This is a genomic window from Actinoallomurus acanthiterrae (genome assembly GCF_054775715.1).
This window is the reverse complement of record NZ_BAAHCO010000001.1, coordinates 514301-537119: the sequence shown is the minus strand read 5'-3', so window position 1 is coordinate 537119 and position 22819 is coordinate 514301. Positions and strand designations below refer to the sequence as shown.

The following is a 22819-nucleotide window of genomic DNA, read 5'->3' as shown; positions in this document are numbered from 1 at the left end:
ATATACCGGTCGAAACGGCGCTCGTACGGCATCCTCCGCTATTCCATAAGCGCTACTCACCGAACACACAGTGCGATGTTCGGCTCGAACACGAAGGAGACGATGTGAGTTATCCACCGGCGCGTTATGAGGGCGAGCACGGCGAGGTCAGCGCCACCTACCGGCCGGCCGACCACGAGCCCGAGGTGACCTATCCGTCCGGCAACACCGTGCATTATCTGGCGAGCAGCGCGTCGACGGACGGACTGTTCGGCCTGTACCGCTGGGAGTTCGGACCGAAGCCCAGTGGCCCGGACGCGCACTTCCATCGGTCGATCACCGAGTCGTTCTACATCCTCAGTGGAACGGTCCGCATCTACAACGGCGAGCGCTGGATCGACACGGTTCCCGGCGATTTCGTGCACGTCCCCGCGGGCGGCGTCCACGCCTTCCGCAACGAGTCCGGGGAACCGGCCTCGATGCTGCTGCATTTCTCGCCGGGCGCACCGCGTGAGGGCTACTTCGAGGGCCTCGCCGCGGGGCTGGGCGGGTTGACCGACGAGGAGCGCGCCGAGTTCTACCTCCGCCACGACAACCACTGGCTGTGATCCGCCGGCGCGTATTACAAATGCCCTAAGGGCTTCAAAACGGCTTACGCTCTTTGGACGTTCACCACCAGAGGCAAGTGCGGGGACACCTACTACAGCAACTCCATAAAGTGCTGACGGCGTAGGAGCGACGGCCCCCGGCCGTGACGCGCTCGTCATCCGCCTCCCTCAGACACGCGAGGGAGGCGGATCGGTCGTACGGGGGATGCCGGAAGATGGCTCTCACCGGCGATCCCCCGACGACCGGAGATCCCGAGGATTGCGGCATCGATCGCATCGATCCAACGCCCTCGGGAGTCACCGTGAACCTCGGCAAGGTCTCTTTCATCGCCGCACCCGCGCTGATCGGCGCGTACGGGGTGGCCCGTCTGATCGACCGTCAGAGCCGCGCCGGCTGGACGTTCGGCCATCTGTTGATGCTCGCCGGTCTCCTGCTGTTCGGCCTGGTCATCGTCGAACTGCGCCGGCTCGCTCCGGGCCGGACGGGCACCTCGTTCGCCGCGATCGGCCTGATCGGGCTGGCCGCCTCGGTCGCGCAGATCGGCATCGACATCGTCGTCGGCCTGCTCGCCCGCGACGCCGCGGACAAGCAGCACATGTTCCAGCAGATCCAAGACGTCCCCGGCGTGCAGCCGGTCGTCTACACGGTCGTGCCGATCCTGTTCTACGTCGGGCTCCTCGGGCTGACCGTCGTGGCCGCGGTCGCGCGCTCGGCCGCCTGGTGGACCCCCGTCCTGGTGCTGGCCGGTACAGTCGCCGCGGCGGCGAGCCTGGACTACATCCCCGTGGCCGGCGCCCTGTACGTCCTCGCGCTCGCGCCCGTGGCCTTCCGCCGTACCCGCGCCGCCGCCCACGCGATGGCGTGACCGCCGATGACACGGCCGGACACGGGATGATGACCCGGTGAGGACCCACACGCCGACCGCTTGGTGGGACCGCCTGCCCGCCGGGTTGCGGCCGTACGTCGCCGACGCGGGAGTCGCCCTCCTCGTACTCGCCGTCCAGTACGCCCCGCTGGTGATCCCCCGCAAGGAGCAGCCCGGGCCGTTTTCGCCCTGGGCCTGGGTGTTCATGGCGACCACGGCGCTTCCCCTCGTCTTCCGCCGGCGATTTCCCACCCTGTGCCTGCTCGTCATCTACCTCTCGCTCGTGGGGTACAACGAGGTGGACCGCGCAGTGTCGGAGCCGATCGGCTGGGGCATTCTGGTGGCCCTCTACTCGCTCGCCTGGGTCGGGCGGCGGCCGCAGCGGATCCTCGCCCTCGTGCTGGTCGCCGGGACCAGCCTCGTCTCCGTAAAGAGCCCCACCACGGCGGTGATCGGGCTGCTCACCGGGACGGGCGCGCTGATCCTCGGCACGATCGCGCAGCGCCGGGAGCAGCGGTTGCAGGATCTCGCGTACCGGGCCGGGCAGGCGGAACGCGACAAGCAGGCGGAGGCGGCTCGGGCGGTGGCCACCGAACGGGCCCGGATCGCCCGGGACATGCACGACGTCCTCGCCCACGCCGTCAGCCTGATGATCGTGCAGGCCGAGGCGGGGCCGGTGGCGGTCCGGACGATGCCGGACCGGGCGGAGAAGGCGTTCGACGCGATCGCCGCCGCGGGCCGGGACGCGATGACGCAGCTCCGCCGTACGCTCGGCATCCTCAAGGAGGAGCAGGACACCGGCGTACGAGCGCCGCAGCCGACCGTCGCGGCCATCCCGTCGCTCGTGGCCCAGGTCGAGGACACGGGGTTGGCCGCGTCGTACTCGGTGTCCGGGTCGGGCCGGCTGACGGCCGACACCGAGGTGGCCGCCTTCCGGATCGTGCAGGAGGCCCTCACCAACACGCTCAAGCACGCGGCCGCGACCGAGGTCGCGGTCACCCTCGACTGGGGAGAGTCACTCGTGATCACGGTTCGGGACGACGGGAGCGGATCCGGCACGCTCGGCGGCTCCGGCAACGGGCTCATCGGCATCCGCGAGCGCGCCGCCGCCTGCGGCGGCACCGCCTCCGCGCACGGCGACACGGACGGCTTCACCGTCACCGCGACCCTGCCGGTGGTGGTCCCGTGACCATCGGCCTCGTCATCGCCGACGACCAGGAACTCGTGCGCAGCGGCTTCGCGATGATCCTGGACGCCCAGCCCGACTTCACGGTGGTGGCCGAGGCGTCCGACGGCGCCGAGGCGGTCGCCGCGGCGACCGAACACGCGCCGGACGTGGTGCTGCTCGACATCCGGATGCCGCACCTGGACGGCATCGAGGCGGCGCGGCTGATCTGCGCCCGTACCTCCAGCCGGGTGCTGATGCTGACGACGTTCGACCAGGACGACTACGTGTACGACGCGCTGTACGCGGGCGCGAGCGGGTTCCTGCTCAAGGACGTGCGCCGGGACGACCTCGTCCACGCCGTCCGCGTCGTCGCGGCGGGCGAGTCCCTGCTGGCGCCCACAGTGACCCGCCGGCTGATCTCCGACCTGGTCGCGCGCCGGCCCCGCTCGGACGTCTCCCCCGCGACCGGCCTCGACGCGCTGACGAGCCGGGAGAAGGAGACGCTGGTCCTGCTCGGCCGGGGCCTGTCGAACTCCGAGATCGCCACCGCTATGGTCCTCAGCGAGCACACGGTCAAGACCCACGTGAGCAACGTGCTCAGCAAACTGGGCCTGCGCGACCGCGTCCAGGCCGTCATCGCCGCGTACGAGTCCGGCCTCATCGTCGCCGGCTTCGCCTGACCCCGGCGAGCCGGAGTTCAGACGTCCAGACGGGAGCGGCTCACGCCGACTCGCCAGGCCACCTCGTCAGGCCGCCTCGCCAGGTCGGGTTCTGGCTCGATTTTCGTGAGTGAACGGCTCCGGACCAGGCGAACCTATCCGCTCACCGCCCCGCCTCCCACGGCCCTTTGCTCTGCTTACGTTGAGTACACATCTGGCACGGTCCACCGCCTACTCGGCGTAAGCAGAGCAAAGGCCTTCGGGAACACATGCAGCCTTGCCCGGGGTCTGGGCGACCGTTACCGCGACCGCCACGAAATGTGAGTCAAAACCCAGGTCGGCTCGCCAGGTCGACTCGGCACGGTCAGGCGACCGGGGCGCCCATCGGCGGCGGAGCGGTCGGTGGCGTGGGACGCGATCTGTTGAGGGCGCCGGTGATGCTCTCCAGTCCCCGGTTGACGCCGAGGCCGGCCAGGACGATCAGGCCGGTGACCAGGCTCGTCACCCAGAACGAGACGTCGTTGTAGACGATGAGGGTTCCGATGACCGCGACGACCGTGACGCCGAGAAGCGTGCCGAAGACGCCGGCCCGGCGCCCGAACACGCTCGTGCCGCCGAGCAGCACGGCGGCGAACGCCGACACGGTGAGGTTCGCGCCGCTCGTGGCGTCGGCCGCCTGAACGCGCATGAGCAGGGCGACACCGCCCAGCCCGGCGAGGAAGCTCGACCCGGTGAGCCCGACGACGGCTCCCAGGCCGGCCTGCATACCGTTCCACCGGCCCGGGTCGCCGGGGCCCCGCCCGGCGCTGAGCCGCGCGCGTACGGCGGGGGTCAGCCACAGCGCGCCGCCGCCGACCGAGACCAGGGCGAAGAGCGCGAACCACAGGGCGGTGGGGTAACTTCCGCTCCCCAGGCGCAGCGGAATCATCTCGCCGTGGGTCAACCCGATCGTCGCCGCCTGCATGACGGTCGCCGCCCCGAACGTCGCCGCCCACGCCGGCACCGACATGACGGCGACCAGCAGGCCGAGTACGAGCCCGATGGCGGTCGCGAGCAGGACCGCCGTGACCATGGCGACCGGTTTTCCCCAGCCGTGCTGGGTCACCAGAGAGGCGGTCAGCGCGCCGGAGAACCCGAGGATGGGGCCGACGGCGAGGTTGGGTGAGGCGGTCCGCATCGAGAGCGCGAGCCCGGCGGCGGCCAGTCCGAGGTATCCGGCCTGACCGAACGCGACGGTCAGATTCTGGTGGGGCGTCATCACCAGAGTCGCAGCGATGAGCACGACGGCGATGAGGGCGAGCGCGCCCTCCCAGATGAGATGGACGGCGAGGCGATCCCGCTCGACGGGACCGGCGGAAGGCGCACCGCGTCCCGGCATGGGCGGCGGTCCGAGCGTTCCCGGCGGCCCGGGTGGTTCTGGTGGGGCGGGCCATGGTCCTGGTGGGGCTCCCCATGGTCCCGGCCCGTACGACCAGGGCGACGGTCCCGGCGGTCCGGCGTACGGCCCGCCGGGCGCCTGCGGCGGACCGGGCAGGGGCTGCTGGGATCCGGCGGGCGGCTGCGGCGGACCAGGCGGAGACTGCTGGGATCCGGCGGGCGGCTGCGGCGGACCAGGCGGAGACTGTTGGGATCCGGCGTGTGCCTGCGGCGGACCAGGTGGGGGCGGTTGGGGTCCGGGCTGTGCCTCGGGCGAAGGGGGCGATTCGGAGGCCGGCCGGTCGGAAGAATCGAGAGTGGGTTCTTCGCGCGGTTCCGGCTCGTCGGGGGACTGACTCATGATCGCCTCCCAGGACCCCGTTTGGCGCGTGAGTCTAATGAACGGAAGCGATCACGGATAGGTCCACTTTCGGCCTTCACACGCTGCGGTCGGCGCGCTTACCGGGGTTCGCCGTGCCGTCCGCGCCGGCCGGAGATCCAGCGGGCCTCCGCCGTCGCTACCAGGCACCGAGTCTGCCAGCGGCCGACCCGATGGCTCCCATCAGGCCTCGGGGATGCCGAACTCGCCACGGTCGACGTCGATCAGCTCTCCCAGAAGCGCGATGGTCGCTTCGGCCAGCTCCCCCACGACGGCGTCGGAGGCCGGTGACTCGCTCTCGAAGGCGCGTTGGACGGTTCGCGCGAGGAGGTCGGCCCGCTGCTCGGGACCGTCCACGGGCGGAACACCCTCGGCCCGCAGGAAGCCCTCGAAGGTCGCCTGGTAGGCGTAGCCGGCCTCTTCAACGCTCATGTCGTCGCGCAGCAGGCCGTGCCGGTCGAGCAGCCGGAAGTATCCGCGCATCGCGCTGCCGTGCCGCTCGTCGCGGGTGGTGTCGGGTGAGCTGGTCAGCTTGCCGAGCAGATCGGGGTCGCCCAGCAGGAAGCTGCGCAGCAGCGGCCGGTTCACGATGGCCAGGAAGTACGTGCGGGCGAAGCGGTGCAGCAGGCACGCCCGGGGGTCCCGCCGCAGGGCCTGGCACAGCTCGTCCACCGCGTAGAGCACCTCGCGCGCGAACACCGCGCTGAACAGCTGCTCGCGGGCTTTCCAGTGCAGGTAAACGGTGCCCTTGCCGATGCCGGCCCCGGCGGCCACGTCGTCGATGGTCACCCGCCGGTAGCCGTGGCGCAGCAGCAGGTCGGCCGCCGCGTCGAGGATCCGCGTCGCTCGTTCGGCTCGCTGCCGGGGATCCCGGAGTCGTTCGGTCGAGGCGCTCACCCGCGGACCATATGACCAGATGGCGAATCGCGTCAATCTTCACTTAGTTGTTGACCAACTTTCGAAAATCGTCATATGGTCACGGCGAGACAGCGGCACCCCGTACAAACTGGAGCGAGTCATGAACACCACCACCGACAGGACCGTCCTGGTCACCGGCGCCACCGGGAACCAGGGCGGCGCCACCGCCCGCCACCTGCTCGCCGCCGGCTGGCGGGTCCGCGCCCTGGTACGAGACGAGACCTCGCCGGCGGCCGTCACGCTCGCCGACGCCGGCGCCGAACTGGTCCGCGGCGACCTGGACGACTACGCCTCCGTCGCGGCTGCGGCGCGCGGCGCGTACGGCATCTACAGCGTCCAGTCCGCCAACTCAGGCGAGCTCGCCCAGGGCAAGAACGTCGCGGACGCCGCCAAGGCCGCGAACGTGCGGCAGCTGGTCTACTCCTCGGTGGGCGGCGCCGAGAGCCAGAACGGCTTCTACCTCGAGCGGGGCTGGGGACCGATCGAGAAATGGCAGGTCGAAGCACACATTCGCGACCTGGGTCTCCCCGCGACGATCCTGCGCCCCGCCGGGTTCATGGAGGACTTCACCAGCCCGGCCCGGTTCTTCCAGAACGGCTCGCTCAACGTCCCCTGGCACGACGACCTGGTCATGCAGCTCATCGCCATCGACGACATCGGAGCGTTCGCCGCACTGGCCTTCGCGAACCCGGAGGAATACCTGAACAAGGCCATTGAGATCACCGGGGACAGGCTGACCGCCCCGCAGATGGCCGCGGCGCTGAGCACGGCGGCCGGCCGCCCGATACCGCACACCCAGGTTCCGCTCGACACGCTCTGGGAGCGTGCCCCTGCGGCCGCCAAGGTGTTCACCTGGGCGAACGAACGCTTCTTCGACACCGACGTCGCACCCCTGCGGCAGGCGCACCCCGGCCTCATGGACTTCGGCACCTGGCTGGACCGAACGGGCAAGGCCCGGCTCCTGACGCAACTGGACTCCCTACCCGCCTGACCGGGCACGCCCACCGCCCCCTGCGCGGCGGCGGCCCGAGCCGCGGTTTGCCTTGGAAGACGGCGGCTGGCAGCGTGCGTCGATATGGAACGTGATTCGGCGTTGGCGCTGGCCGTACGGCTCCGGGAGGAGGGGCAGGCCGAGCAGGCTCGCGCGCGCTTGCTGGCCCTGGCGGAGCGGTATCCCGACGACGCCGAGATCGCCTATCAGACCGCGTGGGCGCACGACGTCCTCGAATTGGAAGCAGAGGCGGTCCCGTTCTACGAGCGGGCGCTGAGCGGTTCCGGCCTGTCGGCCGAGGACCGGCACGGGGCGTTCCTCGGCCTGGGCAGTACGTACCGGGTGCTGGGCCGCTACGAATCGTCGGCGACGACGTTCCGCCGGGGCTTGGAGGAGTTTCCGGGGGACGCGGCGCTGACCGTCTTCCTCGCCATGACCTCGTACAACCTCGGCGCGTCCCGCGACGCGGTGGGGAGCCTGCTCAAGGTCCTGGCCGCGACCAGCGCCGACCCCCGAGTCCAGTCGTACCGCCGAGCCATCGAGTATTACGCCGACAACCTCGACGAGATCCTTTAGGCGGTTGAGTCCAGGGGATCCGGGATCGATACGGGTGGGTCAGCGTCCGGTGGCGCCGTCGATGAGTTCGCGGAGGATGTCGGCGTGTCCGGCGTGGCGCCCGGTTTCCTCGATCAGGTGGGTGAGGGTCCAGCGCAGGGACGGTGCCGGGCCGGGCCGCCCGCCGGGGCGCGGTGCGGCCGTGGCGAGGTCGGGGCAGGCGGCGATCACCTCGTTCGCGCGGGCTGTGGTCTCCCGGTAGGCGCGGAGAATGTCGTCGGCGCTTTCGTCCGGTTCCGGGCGGAAGGTGGCTTCCCAGTCGGTGGTCGGGTGGCCGAGCAACCAGTGGCGTTCGACGTGGGTGAGGTGCTTGACGAGGCCGAGCAGGTTCGTGCCCGAGGTCACGCCGGGCGTACGGACCTGCGGTTCCGGGACGCCGTCCGTCTTGGCGATGACCGAGGCGCGCAGGTAGTCGAGGAAGCCCAGCAGCACCTCCTTCTCCCCCGGTCCGGTCTTCGGGGGGCCGGCGTCGCGGCGGTGCTCGGTGGGGCGGCGCGTTGATGGCATGGTCGTCCTCTCGGATCACGGGGCAGGGCGGGAGGTCAGGCGGCCGTTCGGCGGATGACCAGCACGTTGTCGACGACGGTCGCGGTCTGGCCGTCCGGTCCCTTCGCGTGCCGCCGGGGCATGTCCGCGCGCTCGACCTGCCACTGGGCCGGGTCGAGGGCCAGTTCGGCGGACACCTCGTCCGGTGTGGGGTAGTGGATTCCAGGGTCCTGGTTCCAGGACCAGGGTGCCGTGGAGCCGTGGTCGACGACCACGAGCCGCCCGCCGGGGCGCAGCGCGTGCGCGGCGGTGCGCAGAACCCGGGCCCGGGGCAACGCGAACTGCGTCTGGAAGTACTGGGCGGACACCAGGTCGAAGCCGCCCTCGGGAAAGGCCTCGGCCAGGTCGACGCGTTCCACCGACATCAGTGCGTCCAGGCCGCGCGCCTGGGCGTTCTCGGCGAGGCGACGTACGGCGTTCGCGGAGATATCGACCGCGGTGACCCGCCACCCGCGATCGGCCAGCCAGAGCGCGTCACCGCCGGCCCCGCAGCCCAGGTCCAGGGCGGTGCCCGGGGTGAGACGCTCTGCGATCTCGACCAGCAGGGGGTTCGCCCGGCCGGTCGCGGTTGGCCGGGGGGCGCGGTAGTGCTCGTCCCAGAAGCGGGCGGCGTCGACGCCCGGCGTGGTGCCGGTGCAGTCCGGGCCCATTGGTGATCTCTCCCTCGTGTCGGTCGTCGGGTACGGCGACCACCCTCACCCGGAGCCGCCGCCGATGGCACGAGAACTTGCCGAATCGGCAAGACTGGGGGCATGAGTGCGGAGATCGAGAGCGTGCTGGACGCGGTCGGGCCGCGGCTGCGTGCGCTGCGCCGACAGCGCGGGATCACCCTGGCCGAACTCACGGCGACGACCGGGATCTCGGAGAGCACCCTGTCCCGCCTGGAAAGCGGGAGACGGCGGGCGAACCTGGAGCTGCTGCTGCCGCTGGCCCGCGTCTACGACGTCCCGCTCGACGACCTCGTCGGCGCCCCTCGTACCGGTGACCCGCGGATCCATCTGCACCCGATCCACCGTCACGGCATGACCTTCATCCCGCTCACCCGCAGGCCCGGCGGGGTGCACGCGTACAAGATGCTCATCCCGAGCCGCAACGGGCCGGCCGAACGCACGCTGCAGACCCACAGCGGGTACGAGTGGCTCTACGTCCTCAACGGACGGCTACGGCTGGTGCTGGGTGAGCGGGATCTGGTCCTTCCGCCGGGCGAGGCGGCGGAGTTCGACACCAGGCTGCCGCACTGGCTGGGATCGGCCGACGGACGCGCCGTCGAGCTGCTCATCCTGTTCGGACCCCAAGGCGAACGCGCCCACGTCCGTGGTGTCAGTGCGTGAGCACGTCGGGGAAGCCGAACGTCGCGGCCAGCGCGGGATCGTGGAACTTGACCACGCGGGAGACGCCGGCGGCGGTGGGGGCCAGCACCACGGCGCCGTCGGCTCGGAGCGCGCCGTCCGCGTCCCTGTGGTAGACGACGGCGGCGGGTTGGCCGTTGGCCGCGGTGGCGATCATCCGCCAATCGCCCGGTGTGCCCAGCACGTACGCGTCGAGGATGTGGACGCACATCGCCCGGCCCGCCTGCCAGTCGCGGAACGGCGTCGCCTCCAGCGTGGCGTCGGTGCGCAGCACCTGTTCCAGCAGGCCGGCGTCGGAGTGCTCGAAGGCCGCGATGTAGCCGTCGAGCAGCGCGCGTGCCCGTTGGTCGGTCGGTTCGAGCAGTTCCGCGGGCTCTGGCGCCAGTTCGTCCAGCCGGGCACGGGCGCGCTGCAGACCGCTCTTGACCGCCGCCGTGGTCGTGTCGAGGATCTCCGCGGTCTCGGCCGTGGAGAACGCCAGCACCTCGCGCAGGATGAGGATCGCGCGTTGGCGGGCGGGCAGGTGCTGCAGGCTGGCGATGAGCGCCAGCCGCAGCGACTCGCGTTCGATCACCACCGCGGCCGGATCGTCGGCGGGCGGGGCGGTCCATGCGTCCGGCAGCGGTTCCAGCCACGAGACCTCGCCCGGCGCGACGGGACTCGGCGGGCGATCGGGTCCGTCGTACGGGCCTGCCAGCCCTGAGGGCAGCACCCGGATCGAGCGCGGCTGCAACGCCTTCAGGCAGACGTTGGTGGCGATCTTGTAGAGCCAGGACCGAATCGACGCCCGGCCCTCGAATCCGGAGTAGGACCGCCACGCCCGCAGGTAGCTCTCCTGCACCAGGTCCTCGGCGTCGTGCGCCGAGCCGACCATGCGGTAGCAGTGCGCCAACAGCTCTCGGCGGAACCGTTCGGTCTCGGCGGTGAACCGGTCGTGATTCGGTGCCGGCCGAAGTTCCGATGTCACGCTGGGAGCCTAGTACCGCGGCACGTCTGAGCGTGGTCCACGTGCGGACGCCGCCGACGATGCCAGGCCCCGTCTCGGCCACTGTCGACGATGCGGGACCCTCTCGCGGCGGCGGCGTCCACGATCAGACCTCGTCGAGTTGCAGGATCATGCCACGGAAGGTCGCGTAGCGGGCCAGGTTCGCCGCGGCGTCCTCAGCGGTGCGCCGGCCGATCTCGGACCCGAGCGCGGCTTCCAGCGCGGCCATGTCGTCCCAGTCCAGCATCACGACCATGTAGCACGGCTCGCCGATCACGGCTGCCGGCTGATGACTGCGCGTGTATCGACGCAGGCCCGGATACTGTTTCGCCAACGGGATGTGGACGTCGTTGTAGTGACGTTCGAACGCGTCGACGTCGGACGGGGTGTCGTACAGCACGACGAATCGCGCCATCTGCTCAGCGGCCGGGTCCACGGTTGCGGTCATCTGTTCAGCTCCTGTCATGAGAACCTCCGGTGTGCGGCGTCACCGGCTCGGTACCAGAGGGTTTTCTCAGGGCAGCAGGGCCAGTTTGCCGACGGTGGCCCTGGCTTCCAGTTCCGTCAGCGCTTTCGGGCCGTCGGCCAGTTCGTACGCGGTCGGCAGGCTGGGGGCGAGCACGCCGGCCGCGATCAGCGCGGACAGCTCACCCATCAGCTCGCCGAAGATCTGCGGTGCGGCCTGGATCAGCACGCCGATGTTGAGGCCGATGATGTGGACCTGGTGCTTGTACACCAGTTCCCAGTTGGTGATCGGGGCTTCGCCGCCTGCCACGCCGTAGACGATGACCCGGCCGGTGACCCGCTTGGCCGCGGCCAGACTGGCCTCGAAGGTGGCACCGCCCGCCGATTCCAGCACCACGTCGGCGCCCGCGCCGCCGGTCAGCCGCGACACCTCGGCGGCGATGTCGCCGTCGAGGGAGTCCAGGACGTGGTCCGCGCCCAACGCCAGCACCGTCTCGTGCTTGCCCGGCGAGGCGGTGGCGATGACCGTCGCACCGTAGTGCTTGGCCATGGTGACCGCGGCCTGGCCGGTCGCACCCGCCGCGGCGTGGATCAGCACGGTCTGCCCTGCGGTGATGCCGCCCAGAGGCTTGAGTGCGGCCAGCGCGGTGGGCCAGTTCACGACCAGGCCCAGTGCCTGCTGCTCCGTCCAGCCGGGGGGCACCGGCATCGCCGCGGCCGCGGGCAGCACCATGTACTCGGCGAAAGCGCCGTCTCCGACGCCGACGACGCGGGTCCCCGTTCGCGGGCCGGTCACCGCCTCGCCCACTGCGACGACCTCACCGGCGGCTTCGAAACCGGCCAGGTACGGTGGCCGCGGGCCGCCTGCGAACGTGCCGTGGGCCTTCGAGATGTCGGCGAAGTTGACCCCGGCGGCGGTGACGCGGATCAGGACCTCGCCCTGGCCGGGGCTCGGCACCGGCGCGTCGGTGGTCAGGCGCATGTCCTGCGGGCCGTTGAGGGAGGTCTGCCGCAGTGCGCGCATGGTCGCGGGAATGCTCATCGGCGATCAGCCTTTCTTTCTCGGCGTACATGAGAGAGACCGACCGGCCCGTCGCGCGGACCGCGCCTCCCACCAGGTAGATCCCGGCCACCGCGAAAAGGAATCGGCCGCTGCCGAACCGTTTCCGGACGCGGCAGCCGCCCGACCTGGGGCCGGTCGGTCCGCGTCATCCATGCCGCGGCGTACCTGGCGGGGATCTGGACGATGGTGGCGAGGGCGTGTAGTCGTCCTCAGTCCGCCGGTCGTGTCGTCAGAGCCCCCCGCGGTCGAGAGCGGCGACCTCGCGTACGGCCTCGGCGACGGCCGGGAAGTCCTTACGCAGGATCGCACCGTGGTTGCTGGCGGTCTTCGCACTGATCTTGATGTTCGGGTTGCGGGTGGTCACCGCATCGAGGCTGGCGCGGATCTGTTCTTGCTCGTCACCGCGGCTTCCGAGGGACGTCCCCGAAGCGACCACATACCGCAGCGGGACGGTGATGTCGTCCAGCACGGGTCCCAGCTCGCGCTCGCGGGAGAGCCTGCCGAGCTCGATGTTGCTGTCGGCCTGCTGTTCGGCGGTCATCCGCGGGGTCAGGCCCGTCGGGCGCAGCAGCGGCGTGAACCAGCCCATCCGCCGGAACAGCTTCCGGATCCGCTGCTCCATGGCCTCGTCGAGCCAGTCGTGCGGGAACGCGCCGTCGACCAGGACCGCGCCCACGGTACGGTCCGGATTCCGGTCGGCCCAGTGCGCCGCGACGACCGCTCCGTAGGACCAGCCCACCACCAGCGCCCGGTCCACACCCCTGGCAGCGAGAACGGCATCGACATCCCGGACGGCGGCCTCGAAGGAATAGTCGGCCGAACGCTTCGATTTCCTGCCACGGGCCCGCTCGTCGTAGGTGATGTGCCGGTAGTCGCTGCCGAGTTCGGCGATGACCCGCCGCCAGTACCCCTGAGTGGCGAACTGGCCGTTGAGGTACACCACAGGGATGCCGGGGCCGCCGGTGTCTGCGACGGCCAGGGCCGTGTCGTCAACCGGCACCATGCCGGTCCACTGCGAACTGGTCGAGGAAGTGCTGTTCTTCGTCATGGGTTCCACCTGGTCGCGTTGGGGCGTCTTGAACGACTTCTCCGGGCCTGCACGTGGATCGCAGGCCCCGGGACGGACGGCCGGGCCGTCGGCGACGAGCGACAGGATCTCGATCGCCGTGAGCCCGGCCGGATGGTCCTGGTTCTGCTTCGTTAGAGGCTGCGGGCGGTGATGTCGCCGTGGGAGGTCGTGGCGTGGATGTCGAGTTCGGCGGCGCCGTCGTTCTTGAGGGAGTTGGTGATGCGGCCGTAGGAGGTGCCGGCGTCCAGGGAGGCTGAGACGCCGGTGGCGGCGGTGACCGAGATGTCGCCGGACTGGGTGCGCAGCACGACCTTGCCGCCGGTGGCCTCGGCGATGCGGATGTCGCCCCGTGCCGTGCTGATCTCCGCGGAGCCACGCAGTCGGCCGACCTCGACATCGCCGTCGGTCGCGGTGAGGCGGAGGTTGGCGGCCTCATCGAGCTTGATCTGGCGGTACGCGCCGTCGAAGGCGACGTCGCCCAGGCGGCCGACGCCGCGGAGCTCGGAGGCGGCGGTCTTGGCCTCGACGCGGAGCCGGCGGGCAGCTTGACCGTCACCTCGATGGCCCCGGACGGGCCGAAGTACTGGTTCTTGGGTTCGGGGGTGTGGATCCGCAGGACGCCATCGGCGTAGTCGACCGTGGTCTGCTCGGCGGTCTGGACGTCGCGCCTCTTGGAGGCGTTCGCGGGCAGGACCTCGACCGTGGTGTCGGCGCGGTCGGCGGCGATGACCTGGACACGTCCGGCGGAGATGTTCAGGACGGCGGTGATCGGGGCGGCGGTGTCGAACTTCTGCATCGTGTGCTCCTTGCGCTTGTGGCTCGTTGTTTCGAACAACGCAAACGCTACGTTGCTTTCCAAAGTTCGGCAACATCTCCATTGCGTGAAGATGACATATAAGCAGGTCAGAAGCCAGAAACTGTTGCAACGGATTTGAAGTTAACGCAATGAGGGATGTTCGATCATTGCAATGGTTGAGAGGCGAACGCTACGCCGACCGCCTCGACGAGGTCACGTAGCGGCCGGTCGTACGGTCAGGGCCAGCGGGGCAGGAGCTCGAACCAGACCGCCTTGCCGTGCGCCGTGGGGTGCCAGCCGGCGTCGGAGGACAGCGCGCCGACGATGAGGAGGCCGCGTCCGCTCGTGGCGTCGAGCGCCGGGTCCTTGGCGGCCGGAGGCTCGGTGGACGGGTCGTGGACCTCGACGCGCAGCCGCTCGCCGTCCCGGATCAGCAGGAGCCGCAGCGTCGACCCCGGCATCGCGGCGGCGTAGCGGACCGCGTTGGTGACGAGCTCGCAGCCGAGCAGTTCGGCCGTGTCGGCGGCTTCGGGGATTCCCCACGCGAGAGAGACCGCCGTGAGAAAACGGCGGGCGGGTGTCGCCGATTCGGGTCGTATCGGGAGTCGTATCTCCCCCAGCAGTACTCCCCTTATCTCCCCGCGCTCCCATGCGATACGACGTTCTTCTACCCGACGCATGCCCCGCACCGCCCCTCGAGATCTCCGATTCCGTCGATTCGCCACCATCCTGACCATCGATAACTACGCTCGGTGTTGGCATCGATACCCAGCACGGAATGGCTTTCACTTCGTGAATTCGGGATGCACTGAAGTGAGGCTCCGCGAACCCCCCGGAAAGCAGTACAGAAAGGGACATAGATGCGCAGTCCAACGCTGATCGCGCTCGGTTCCGAACTACGCCGCTACCGGCTCGCCGCCGACAACATGACCCAGGGCCACCTCGCCAAGCTGATCAACTACTCGGAGGGGATGATCAGCAACGTCGAGACCGCCCAGAAGGTCCCCCGCCGCGACTTCGTCGAACGCTGCGACCAGGCCCTCAAGACCGGAGGAGGCCTCATGGTGCTCCACGGCCTCCTCAAACACGAGACCCACCCGGTCCAGTCGTTCGCCCGCTTCGCCGAAGCCGAACGCCAGGCCTCTGGCGTCCATATGTGGGATGTCGTCGTGGTCCCAGGCATCTTCCAGACGCCGGAGTATGCCCGCGCCCTGCTCAGAGCGGGACGACCAGCCGCCCGCCCCGAGGTCATCGAGGACCTGGTCACCGCCCGCATCGAACGTCAGGAAATCCTCACCCGCGAAAAGCCGCCCGGCCTGGGAGCCGTGCTAGACGAGTCGGCACTTCATCGGGAGGTCGGAGGCAAGGAGACGCAGCGCGCTCAACTCGAAAGACTGGCCGAACTCGCGGAACAGCCCGGAGTCAACATTCAGGTGATCCCCACGCCACCGGCGCCCACCCGGGATTGACCTCAAGCTTCATCATCTTGAGCTTCGACGACACCCCCGACATCGCTTACAGTGAAGATCCGGCAACCGGACATCTCTACGAAAAACCGGACCTCGTCAAAGCAATGTCTCAAGCGTACGAAGCACTCCGCGTCTTCGCATTGCCGGTGTCCGCGTCCTTGGACCTCATCCGGCAGATTCGGGAGGAACTGTGAGACTCATAACCTCCGAGTGGCGTAAGTCCAGCCGTTCCGGTGCGAACGGCGGCGCCTGCGTCGAAGTCGCCGTCGTCGCCGCCCGGCCGTAAAAGCGATCCCTTCGCCTCAGGCACCGCCGGGGGTGCCTGAGGGCCGGGGGTCAGAGCTTGCGGATCGTGATGGCGTTGTCGCCGACGCCGCCCGTGCGCGAGTAGACGCAGAGGTAACTCTGGGCGATGGCCACCTGCACCCAGCCGGACGGTGCCGTTTGGATCCCGCAGATGGTGGTCGTGAAGCCGGACGGCAGGCCGTTGAGGTTCGTGTACGTCGCCTGGTTGTTGAACTGCCCGCTCGGCGTCTTCGTGATCTCACAGGAGAACGAGTAGGAGTACGCGGTCGCGTAGAACCCGGTCGGCGCAGGGGCCATGCAGGCGCGGACCGTGCCGCCGGCCGCCGTCCCCGTCGTGTCCATGATGGCCTTGGCGTTGTAGTACGGGTTGGACGGCGTGCCGCAGGCGTACCAGTCGCTGTACCCGGTCACCACCCAGCCGGTGGGCGTCGGAGAGGTCATGCAGACGGTCTGCGTCCCGGCCAGGGGCCGCGCGGACGCCGCCTGCGGCGCCAAGGAAATGGACGTCAGTAGCGCACCCAAAAGAGCAACCGAAAGCTTCATCACGCGCCTCTTCGGGAAAGCCAGACACTTGTTAGTATCTGATCAGTCGCGATCCTTACAGGCGGCGACACTCCGGGCAATGGGCTCAGTTGACCACATGACGCACCGACCGGTTACGGCCATCCGGGTTGCGTACGTCAAAATCGGCATGTGCCGGAACAGGGCCGATTCAGGCGCCCGTGCGCCCGTCGACGAGTTCGCGCACGATGTCGAGGTGGCCGTTGTGGCGGGAGATCTCCTCGATGAGGTGGAGGACGATCCAGCGAAGGTCGGCGTGGCTGCCGTTTCGGCGGGGGCGGCTCGCCTTCGTGTCCAGGTCGTGGTCGGACACCAGGCGGCGGTAGCGGGCGCTCTGCTCCTCGTACTCGGCGAGAAGGCGAGGGAGAGGGATGTCCTGCGCCTGTCGCATCTCGGGGTCGGGGTCCTCGTCGGTGGCCTCGGTGAGGGGGCCCTCGGGCTCCTCGCCCAGGAACATCACCTGGAACCAGTGGTACTCGACCCAGCGGAGATGGCCGATCAGGCCGCACATCGACATCAGCGGCGAGTTCGGAAGCGGGGCCTTGCGGGCGTCCTCCGCGGACAGTCCCTCGCACTTGGCTCGTGCCGTGTCACGGGCGTAGTCGAGGAAGGTGGTCAGCTGCGTGCGCTCGTCCCAGGTGGGAGGCGTATCGGTACGTGTCATCGCGGCAGCCTCCCGCAGCCTGAACGCGGTGTCGAATGAAATTTGCGGCGCACCGCAGGCGATGCTGGTCGCCCAGGAGTACGGGTCGGACTACTGCCTGTCGGCCCGTACCTACCTGGGCGTCAACCGGGACGGGCTGAGCGCCGCGGAAGCCGCTCGCGCCCGCGCCGGCGAGTCCGACGATCCGGTCTCCGCCGCGGCGTTGGCGTTCGCCGCCGCACTGTTGTCCGCACCGGCGGGGCCGTGACCGACGACGACTGACAAAAGTCGTTCGAACCGTCACATCCATCCTCCGAGATCCGTCATAGCGGCGGAACCCATTGAAAGGAAACCCGTCATGACCACCGAGTCGCGACTGCCCAACCCCGTCAAGCTCGTCCCCGAGTTCGGGGCCGTCACCGGAGCCCTGTTCAAGGCCACCGGGAACAGTACGGTCCCGCAGACCACCATCAGCCTGATGCAACTGCGCGTCGGCCAGATCGTGGGCAACACCTACCTGACCGTCCTGCACACCGGCAGCCTGCGCAGGGCCGGGGAGTCCGAAGAGCGCATCACCGCCGTGGCGAGCTGGAAGGACGCGCCGTACTTCACCGAGGCCGAGCGCGCCGCGCTGGCACTGGCCGAGGCCGTGTACACGCCGAACCCGCGCGGCGAGCGCGTCTCCGACGAGCTCTACGCCCTGGCGTCCAAGCACTACGACGAGAAGGCTCTCGCCGCACTGGCCATCGCGATCGGCCAGGTCGGCTTCTTCGTCCCGCTCGCCCTCATCGGCCGACCGCTCCCCGGCAAGTCCCCCGCGGAGCAGTGGCGGGACTGAGACCGCCCCATCACCGTCGTTCCCGCCGACTCGGACGTCTTCGGCGGCGGGGTGCACCTGGCGTTGGAGTTCATGCAGTACACCGGCTCCTTCAAGGCCCGTGGTGCGGCCAACTTCGTCGCGGCGCGCCTGGCTGCGGGCACCGTGCCCGCAGCCGGGATCGTCACCTCCACGGGCCGCAACGCCGACCTCGGATTCGCCTGGGCGGCCCGGTGGTCCGGAGTTCCGGTGACCGCTTTCCTGCCCGAGACGGCCGCGCAGAGGCGTGGATCGATGCCGCGCCCGTACCGCGCCGGAATGATCCCGGGCGATGGCCCACGTACGCGGGAAAGGCTCTGTCAGGTCCGTGCCGACGACGCCCGGCGAAGCCAGTCCGCGGCTTGCTCTTCCCGCCCGCTCCGGGAAAGGAGCCGGGCAAGTGCTCTCATCGCGTCCACGTGCCCCCATTCGGCGGCGAACTCATACCTTTGCTCGGCTTCGGCGGCCGAGCCTTGCCGCTCCAGCAGGTCCCCCAGGTGGAACATGGCCATGACTCTCGCGGTGTGCTGCTCCTCGAGCTTGGGGGTGACGAGCGTGTCAGCGGCCTCCCTGAGCCAGTCCTCCGCCTCCTCCAAGGCCCCCGTGTCGCGGAGAATGAGACCGAGGTTGAGTCTGGCCGGAAGATGGCCGCGGTCGGCGGCATCGCGGAACCAGCTCATCGCCTCCTCGGTCGCGCCACGCTGATGGAGAAGACCACCGAGCGCGTTCATCGACGGCGTTCGACCGAGGTCCACAGCGTGCCGGAACCAGCGTTCGGCGGCCTGCCCGTCGCCCGAGCGGGCGAGGACGGCGGCGAATTCCTCCACCGCCTCCCCACCGTCGGCATCCTGCCGGGCGCGCTCCAGCCACTCGGTCAAGCCAACGGCGTCCTGCCGCTCGTACAGCAGGTGCGCGAGCCCGACCGCCGCCGGTCGGTGGCCCGCGTCGGCCGCGCGGCGGAACCAGTCCTCGGCCTCACGACGCTTCTCGGGCACCTCGGAGAGCAGCACGCCGAGGTAATGCATGCCGATCACGTGGCCGGCCGCGGCGGCGGAGCGCAGCAGCCGCTCGGCCTGTTCCGGCTCTTCGCTCGTCGCGTAGAGGACGCCGAGTTCGACCATGGCGTCCGGGTCGCCCAGCCGGACGGCCTGCCAGTACCGCTCCTTCGCCTCGTCCAGGGCGCCACGCTCCCACGCGCGCTGCGCGAGACGTCGGATCGCGGGCGTGCAGTTCGCGTCGGCGGCGCGCCGGAGCAGTCGTTCCGCCTCCGCGGCATTCCCCTCGCTCGACAACCACGAGGCGAACCCCGTGACGACCCCGCCCCTGCCACCGGTGACGGCATCGTCCAGCCAGGCGTCCAGCTCCGCGGATCGGCCGTTCTCATGCAGCATCATCGCCACGTCCACCGCCGCCGGGTCGTTGCCGGCCGCCGCCGAACGGCGCATCCACGCCTCGCCCTCCTCGGGTTCCCCGTTCGCCAGCAGGTGAGCGCCGAGTTCGGCCATCGCGAGGCTGTCGCCGGCCTCGACGAACGGTCGGAGCCATCGCTTGAGCCGGCTCGAGTAGTCGTACCCCTCCTGCGTGCTCGACGACCCCAGGATCATCATGGTCACCTGCCGCGCGACGCTTCCGAATCCCGCGTCCTGGGCGTAGCGGACCAGTGCGCGGTCCATCAGCGCAAGCCGACCCGTCCGCATCGCGTCGTGCATCGCCGCGACGATCACCGGGGTGAGCACGGCACCCTCCGCATGGTCGAGAAGCGCCTCCCATACGACCGTGGGGACCGGTGGTGACGCGGAGTCGCGCTGCACGTGGTCCACGAGGTAGTCGAAGGTGTCGTATCGCTCATCTCCCACAGGCATCAGGCAGGAGCTCGCGCCGTTGACCGGCGCCACCGCCCATTCCAGGCTCTCCTCCAGCTCGGGGAGGTCGGTACGGTGCTTGTCCCGCCGGTCGAGGTAGTGCGGGTACAGCGAGACGAGCAGTGCGCGGGGAAGAGGTTTCAGGTAGTGGGCACGGCGGCAGTCGATGGCGGCCGACACCAGCGCCGCCCCCACCAACTGAGCGCCGTTCCGCCCGGACTGCCATCGGTGTACGGCCGCCGGGCCGGCCGCCAGATACTCCGGCAGGCCGGTGTCACCGCCACGGTCGAGCCATCGGGCGATACGCGGATCGGCTCGCTTCTGCTCGGCCCTCTCGCGCTCGGCCGGGCTGAACTGAAACGGCGGTCGTACGAGGATGGCCGTTTCCAGCAGGTGGGCGCCCGCTTGCCTTTCCACCAGTCCGCGGGCCTCCGACCGCAGGGTGGCCAGCACGACGACGTCGTTCCGGCCGGGTGGGCACAGCCGGTGGATCAGGTGAAGGTTCAGCCCTGGGGCGCCGCAGAAACGTTCGAGGTCGTCCAGCCAGATCACGGCATCCCGGATGCCGCCGCGAAGACCGGCGAGCGCGGACAGCGCGGCCGGATCCTCGGGCACGTAGAGCAGGCGGTCTGACGCCACCCGGTTCACAGCCTCGGCGGCGGCCCTGCTCTTACCCGCCGCGGACCGGCCCTCGACGATCACCAGGCCGCCGCCCGCCAGCGCACGTTCGAGCTCCTCGTCACAGTCACGGGGCACGTACGATGGCTGCCGGTCCTGTCGCCATCCGTCCGCGCGTGCGGCGGGGTGGATCCTGAGCTCCTCGAGGCCGACCTCACGGACGCGCGGCACCGTGCCATCGGGGTTGAGCCGCACTCTGGGCGGATCGTTCGTCGGATCGCCGGGCCCCGGCAGCGTGCCGATCACGACGGTCGCATCGACATTGATGGATCCGACGCCGACGGCACCGTCGCCGGTCACCGCCTGGCCCACATTCCCCCCGGCGGCCACCGAACGATCTCCTAGTGCCTCCTGTTCGCGGGAGCGCCGGAACAGCGGACTCATGTCGCGACCTCGCCATCGTCGCCGGTCACGACCTGCCCGACAGAGCCGCCGGCGGCGGCGATTCCGAACCAGGCCAAGGCTCTCTTCCGACTCGCCATCATGCGGCCCTCCGCGCACCTGACGTCATCCCACGTCTGATGGTTCCGTCTTCCCCGGGGGGTGACCAGTGGCCACTCGGATACCCATGTAGATCTGCGGGGATCCGTCCGATACCAGCGTGAAATGCGACCGACAACGCATCAAGCGCGCGGTATCGGCCAACGACGACACCATGTTCCAGGCGTGTGGTCGGATCGGCTCGGCGGCGGTACGTCGCCGGGCCGAGTCGGGGTCGTCGACGGTGGAACATGGCCTCTTGGGCGGATGGAACCCGTTTCGCGGAGTCGGTGAAAAACGACTGAAGCGCACACCGCGCACGGCCGGAACACCGGCTGCAAGAGACGGGAGCCGTATGACTGTGACGACCCGACAGGGCGTGAGCGACGCCGCTGTGATCGAGCAGTCTTGGCAAGAGCCCGGGGTCTTCGCCGCGCTGTACCGGCGGCACGCCCCTCATATCAGTCGTTACGTCGCCCGAAGACTCGGCGACGACATGGCCGACGACGTCACCGCCGAGACGTTCTACCGGGCGTTCGAGAAACGCCGGAAGTACGACCTCGGGCGGCCGGACGCCAGGCCGTGGCTGTACGGGATCGCCGCCAACGTGATGGCCCAGTACCACCGCAAGGAGACCCGGATGCTGCGGGCGTTCGCCCGCAGCGGCGCCGACCCTGTGGTGCAGACCTACGGCGGTCAGCTGGAGGGCGCCGACGACCGGGTGGTCGCGGCTGGAATGCACCAGTCGCTCGCGACCGCCCTCGCCGGTCTCAGCCGACCGCACCGGGAGGTTCTGCTGCTGGTGGCCTGGGCGGATCTGTCCTACGAGGAGACCGCTCAGGCGCTGGGCATCTCCGTCGGGACGGTGCGATCACGGCTGCATCGGGCTCGAAAGAAGGTCCGCGCCGCACTCGGCGACGGAAACCCCATGACCATCTCCGATGAAGGCTGAGGTACCCACCGTGAACGACCTCGATGTGATGCGCACGATGCGCGCCGACGCGCCGATCCCGTCGCGGCAGCGCCTCGACGCCGGCGAGAAGCGGCTCATCGCGGCCATCGACGAGCCCGGGGCGCGGCGTGCCGTACAGACCCGCCGGCGTTTCGGTGGTTTCCGGATCATGCTGCTCGCCGGTGGAGTGGCGGCCGCCGCCGGCATCGCGATCGTGGCCACCCAGGCGGGCGTCTCCCCCGTCACCGTGCACGGCACTCCCGCCGCGGAGGCGGCCAAGTACAGCGACCCGCTCGTGGAGCGCGCCACCTTCGGCTGGCTGCCCCGCGGCATGCACGCCAACGGCTACGTCGCCGACCACCAGAATGAGAAGTTCTTCCAGGTCATCGCGCAGGAAGGAGCGAAGAGCGGCGCCTCGGTGACCCTCACCGCGTACGAACGCGGCAAGGAGCCGTTCCTGGGCTATCTCCCCGGAAAGGTCCCCGCCAAGCGGATCCCCGCCGCGTCCATCAACGGTCACTCCGCCTACTGGATCTACAAACCGAGCCCGTCCGGGCAGTCGTCGTTCGAGCTGCGCTGGCAGTACGCCCCGAACAGCTGGGCCGACCTCCAGGGCGATGAGCTGCGCGGAAGCAGCGCCGAGCTGACGAGGACGGCGTACAGGATCGCCAAGTCGGCGAAGTTCGGCGACAACCGGCCGATCGAGATGCCCCTGCACATCGGCGGCGTGCCCGGCGGGTTGAGCCCGGATCGTACGGTGCTCAACAACGGCGCGCACGGTGAACTCGGCGCCATCGTGGGCTACAACTCTGGGGGTCCGTCGTCCGACCTGCAAATCAGCATCGACAAGTCGAACGGCACCATCGGGACCGCCGTCCCCGGCGGTCCCGGAAAGGCCATGAAGGGTCTTCCGCGTCCCAACACGAAGCTGAAGGGGCACCCCGCGTACCGAACGCCGAGCCTCCTGTACGTCTACGGGGACAACGGCTTCGACGTGGAGATCACCGCGTCCGGTGCGGTGCTCGCGAAGCTCAACAAGACCGGCGGAGTCGTCGGCCTCTACCAGCGGATGACCGTTCTCGGCACTGATCCGGCGAGCTGGACCCCGAACCCGATCAACTGATCTCCGATGCCGGTACC

At 69.8% G+C, this 22819-nt stretch carries 24 protein-coding genes and 3 pseudogenes; 14 read left to right on the top strand and 13 right to left on the bottom strand.

Annotation, left to right across the window (positions count from 1 at the left end; all coding sequences use genetic code 11):
- The first annotated feature begins 104 nt into the window (after window positions 1-104).
- From ACYVF7_RS02660 to ACYVF7_RS02645, 4 genes are all read left to right on the top strand, one after another.
- Entirely contained in the window at window positions 105-587 is a 483-nt protein-coding gene (locus ACYVF7_RS02660; RefSeq protein WP_460334282.1) for a cupin domain-containing protein, read from the top strand.
- A 302-nt stretch (window positions 588-889) separates the two neighbouring features.
- Entirely contained in the window at window positions 890-1453 is a 564-nt protein-coding gene (locus ACYVF7_RS02655; protein WP_460334280.1) for a hypothetical protein, read from the top strand.
- Between the two features lie 37 nt (window positions 1454-1490).
- Entirely contained in the window at window positions 1491-2642 is a 1152-nt protein-coding gene (locus ACYVF7_RS02650) for a sensor histidine kinase (RefSeq protein ID WP_460334277.1), read from the top strand.
- The gene (locus ACYVF7_RS02645) at window positions 2639-3301 is read left to right on the top strand and encodes a response regulator (RefSeq protein WP_460334273.1); all 663 of its coding nucleotides are present in this window, start codon (window positions 2639-2641) and stop codon (window positions 3299-3301) included. The genes ACYVF7_RS02650 and ACYVF7_RS02645 overlap by 4 nt, the downstream gene beginning before the upstream one ends.
- 343 nt (window positions 3302-3644) lie before the next feature.
- Here ACYVF7_RS02645 and ACYVF7_RS02640 read toward each other — a convergent pair whose 3' ends face one another.
- Together ACYVF7_RS02640 and ACYVF7_RS02635 are read right to left on the bottom strand one after the other, a co-directional pair.
- Window positions 3645-4658 (bottom strand): ABC transporter permease, encoded by a 1014-nt coding sequence (locus ACYVF7_RS02640; RefSeq protein ID WP_460334270.1) that lies wholly within the window; start codon window positions 4656-4658, stop codon window positions 3645-3647.
- A 600-nt stretch (window positions 4659-5258) separates the two neighbouring features.
- Entirely contained in the window at window positions 5259-5972 is a 714-nt protein-coding gene (locus ACYVF7_RS02635; protein WP_460334267.1) for a TetR/AcrR family transcriptional regulator, read from the bottom strand.
- Window positions 5973-6093: 121 nt separating this feature from the next.
- On the opposite strand from ACYVF7_RS02635, the gene ACYVF7_RS02630 reads away from it, so the two are divergent.
- The gene (locus ACYVF7_RS02630; RefSeq protein ID WP_460334264.1) at window positions 6094-6984 is read left to right on the top strand and encodes an NmrA/HSCARG family protein; all 891 of its coding nucleotides are present in this window, start codon (window positions 6094-6096) and stop codon (window positions 6982-6984) included.
- 84 nt (window positions 6985-7068) lie between these two features.
- Complete coding sequence (locus ACYVF7_RS02625; protein ID WP_460334261.1) at window positions 7069-7560, top strand: tetratricopeptide repeat protein; 492 nt, start codon at window positions 7069-7071, stop codon at window positions 7558-7560.
- 39 nt (window positions 7561-7599) lie between these two features.
- Here the strand turns inward: ACYVF7_RS02625 and ACYVF7_RS02620 are convergent, their stop codons facing one another.
- Together ACYVF7_RS02620 and ACYVF7_RS02615 are read right to left on the bottom strand one after the other, a co-directional pair.
- Complete coding sequence (locus ACYVF7_RS02620; protein WP_460334258.1) at window positions 7600-8106, bottom strand: DinB family protein; 507 nt, start codon at window positions 8104-8106, stop codon at window positions 7600-7602.
- A 35-nt stretch (window positions 8107-8141) separates the two neighbouring features.
- Complete coding sequence (locus tag ACYVF7_RS02615) at window positions 8142-8795, bottom strand: SAM-dependent methyltransferase (protein WP_460334255.1); 654 nt, start codon at window positions 8793-8795, stop codon at window positions 8142-8144.
- A gap of 102 nt (window positions 8796-8897) precedes the next feature.
- On the opposite strand from ACYVF7_RS02615, the gene ACYVF7_RS02610 reads away from it, so the two are divergent.
- Window positions 8898-9476, top strand: a complete 579-nt coding sequence (locus ACYVF7_RS02610) for a helix-turn-helix domain-containing protein (protein ID WP_460334252.1) — start codon at window positions 8898-8900, stop codon at window positions 9474-9476.
- On the opposite strand, the gene ACYVF7_RS02605 is transcribed toward ACYVF7_RS02610, so the two are convergent.
- The 6 genes and pseudogenes from ACYVF7_RS02605 to ACYVF7_RS02580 all read right to left on the bottom strand — a co-directional run bounded on the left by ACYVF7_RS02605 (window position 9466) and on the right by ACYVF7_RS02580 (window position 14552).
- Window positions 9466-10461 carry an RNA polymerase subunit sigma-70 gene (locus tag ACYVF7_RS02605; RefSeq protein ID WP_460334249.1) on the bottom strand — a complete coding sequence of 332 codons (996 nt, stop codon included), beginning with the start codon at window positions 10459-10461 and terminating at the stop codon, window positions 9466-9468. The genes ACYVF7_RS02610 and ACYVF7_RS02605 overlap by 11 nt on opposite strands.
- A gap of 124 nt (window positions 10462-10585) precedes the next feature.
- A complete protein-coding gene (locus ACYVF7_RS02600) occupies window positions 10586-10927 on the bottom strand; it encodes an EthD family reductase (RefSeq protein ID WP_460334246.1) in 342 nt (113 codons plus the stop codon).
- Between the two features lie 66 nt (window positions 10928-10993).
- Complete coding sequence (locus ACYVF7_RS02595; protein WP_460334243.1) at window positions 10994-11986, bottom strand: zinc-binding dehydrogenase; 993 nt, start codon at window positions 11984-11986, stop codon at window positions 10994-10996.
- A 250-nt stretch (window positions 11987-12236) separates the two neighbouring features.
- Window positions 12237-13055, bottom strand: coding sequence for an alpha/beta fold hydrolase (locus ACYVF7_RS02590; RefSeq protein ID WP_460334241.1), 819 nt, complete (start codon window positions 13053-13055; stop codon window positions 12237-12239).
- A 152-nt stretch (window positions 13056-13207) separates the two neighbouring features.
- Window positions 13208-13872: pseudogene (locus tag ACYVF7_RS02585) on the bottom strand (DUF4097 family beta strand repeat-containing protein).
- 236 nt (window positions 13873-14108) lie between these two features.
- Window positions 14109-14552: an ATP-binding protein gene (locus ACYVF7_RS02580; RefSeq protein WP_460334238.1), complete on the bottom strand. Its 444-nt coding sequence runs from the start codon at window positions 14550-14552 to the stop codon at window positions 14109-14111.
- 180 nt (window positions 14553-14732) lie between these two features.
- Here ACYVF7_RS02580 and ACYVF7_RS02575 point away from each other — a divergent pair.
- Window positions 14733-15535, top strand: a pseudogene (locus tag ACYVF7_RS02575) (helix-turn-helix domain-containing protein).
- Window positions 15532-15627, top strand: a complete 96-nt coding sequence (locus ACYVF7_RS02570) for a DUF397 domain-containing protein (protein ID WP_460334235.1) — start codon at window positions 15532-15534, stop codon at window positions 15625-15627. The pseudogene ACYVF7_RS02575 and the gene ACYVF7_RS02570 overlap by 4 nt, the downstream one beginning before the upstream one ends.
- A gap of 50 nt (window positions 15628-15677) precedes the next feature.
- On the opposite strand, the gene ACYVF7_RS02565 is transcribed toward ACYVF7_RS02570, so the two are convergent.
- Both ACYVF7_RS02565 and ACYVF7_RS02560 read right to left on the bottom strand, forming a co-directional pair.
- Window positions 15678-16088 (bottom strand): hypothetical protein, encoded by a 411-nt coding sequence (locus ACYVF7_RS02565; RefSeq protein WP_460334232.1) that lies wholly within the window; start codon window positions 16086-16088, stop codon window positions 15678-15680.
- A 271-nt stretch (window positions 16089-16359) separates the two neighbouring features.
- The gene (locus tag ACYVF7_RS02560) at window positions 16360-16872 is read right to left on the bottom strand and encodes a DinB family protein (RefSeq protein ID WP_460334229.1); all 513 of its coding nucleotides are present in this window, start codon (window positions 16870-16872) and stop codon (window positions 16360-16362) included.
- A gap of 28 nt (window positions 16873-16900) precedes the next feature.
- On the opposite strand from ACYVF7_RS02560, the gene ACYVF7_RS02555 reads away from it, so the two are divergent.
- From ACYVF7_RS02555 to ACYVF7_RS02545, 3 genes and pseudogenes are all read left to right on the top strand, one after another.
- Window positions 16901-17119, top strand: a complete 219-nt coding sequence (locus ACYVF7_RS02555) for a hypothetical protein (protein WP_460334227.1) — start codon at window positions 16901-16903, stop codon at window positions 17117-17119.
- 90 nt (window positions 17120-17209) lie between these two features.
- The gene (locus ACYVF7_RS02550) at window positions 17210-17689 is read left to right on the top strand and encodes a carboxymuconolactone decarboxylase family protein (protein ID WP_460334224.1); all 480 of its coding nucleotides are present in this window, start codon (window positions 17210-17212) and stop codon (window positions 17687-17689) included.
- 9 nt (window positions 17690-17698) lie between these two features.
- A pseudogene (locus tag ACYVF7_RS02545) lies at window positions 17699-18013 on the top strand (pyridoxal-phosphate dependent enzyme); the annotation flags it as partial.
- Window positions 18014-18027: 14 nt separating this feature from the next.
- On the opposite strand, the gene ACYVF7_RS02540 reads toward ACYVF7_RS02545, so the two are convergent.
- The gene (locus tag ACYVF7_RS02540; protein ID WP_460334219.1) at window positions 18028-20631 is read right to left on the bottom strand and encodes a tetratricopeptide repeat protein; all 2604 of its coding nucleotides are present in this window, start codon (window positions 20629-20631) and stop codon (window positions 18028-18030) included.
- Between the two features lie 451 nt (window positions 20632-21082).
- Here ACYVF7_RS02540 and ACYVF7_RS02535 point away from each other — a divergent pair, with 451 nt between their 5' ends.
- Together ACYVF7_RS02535 and ACYVF7_RS02530 are read left to right on the top strand one after the other, a co-directional pair.
- Window positions 21083-21679 (top strand): RNA polymerase sigma factor, encoded by a 597-nt coding sequence (locus ACYVF7_RS02535; protein WP_460334216.1) that lies wholly within the window; start codon window positions 21083-21085, stop codon window positions 21677-21679.
- A 10-nt stretch (window positions 21680-21689) separates the two neighbouring features.
- Window positions 21690-22802, top strand: coding sequence for a hypothetical protein (locus ACYVF7_RS02530; protein ID WP_460334213.1), 1113 nt, complete (start codon window positions 21690-21692; stop codon window positions 22800-22802).
- Window positions 22803-22819: the final 17 nt, after the last annotated feature.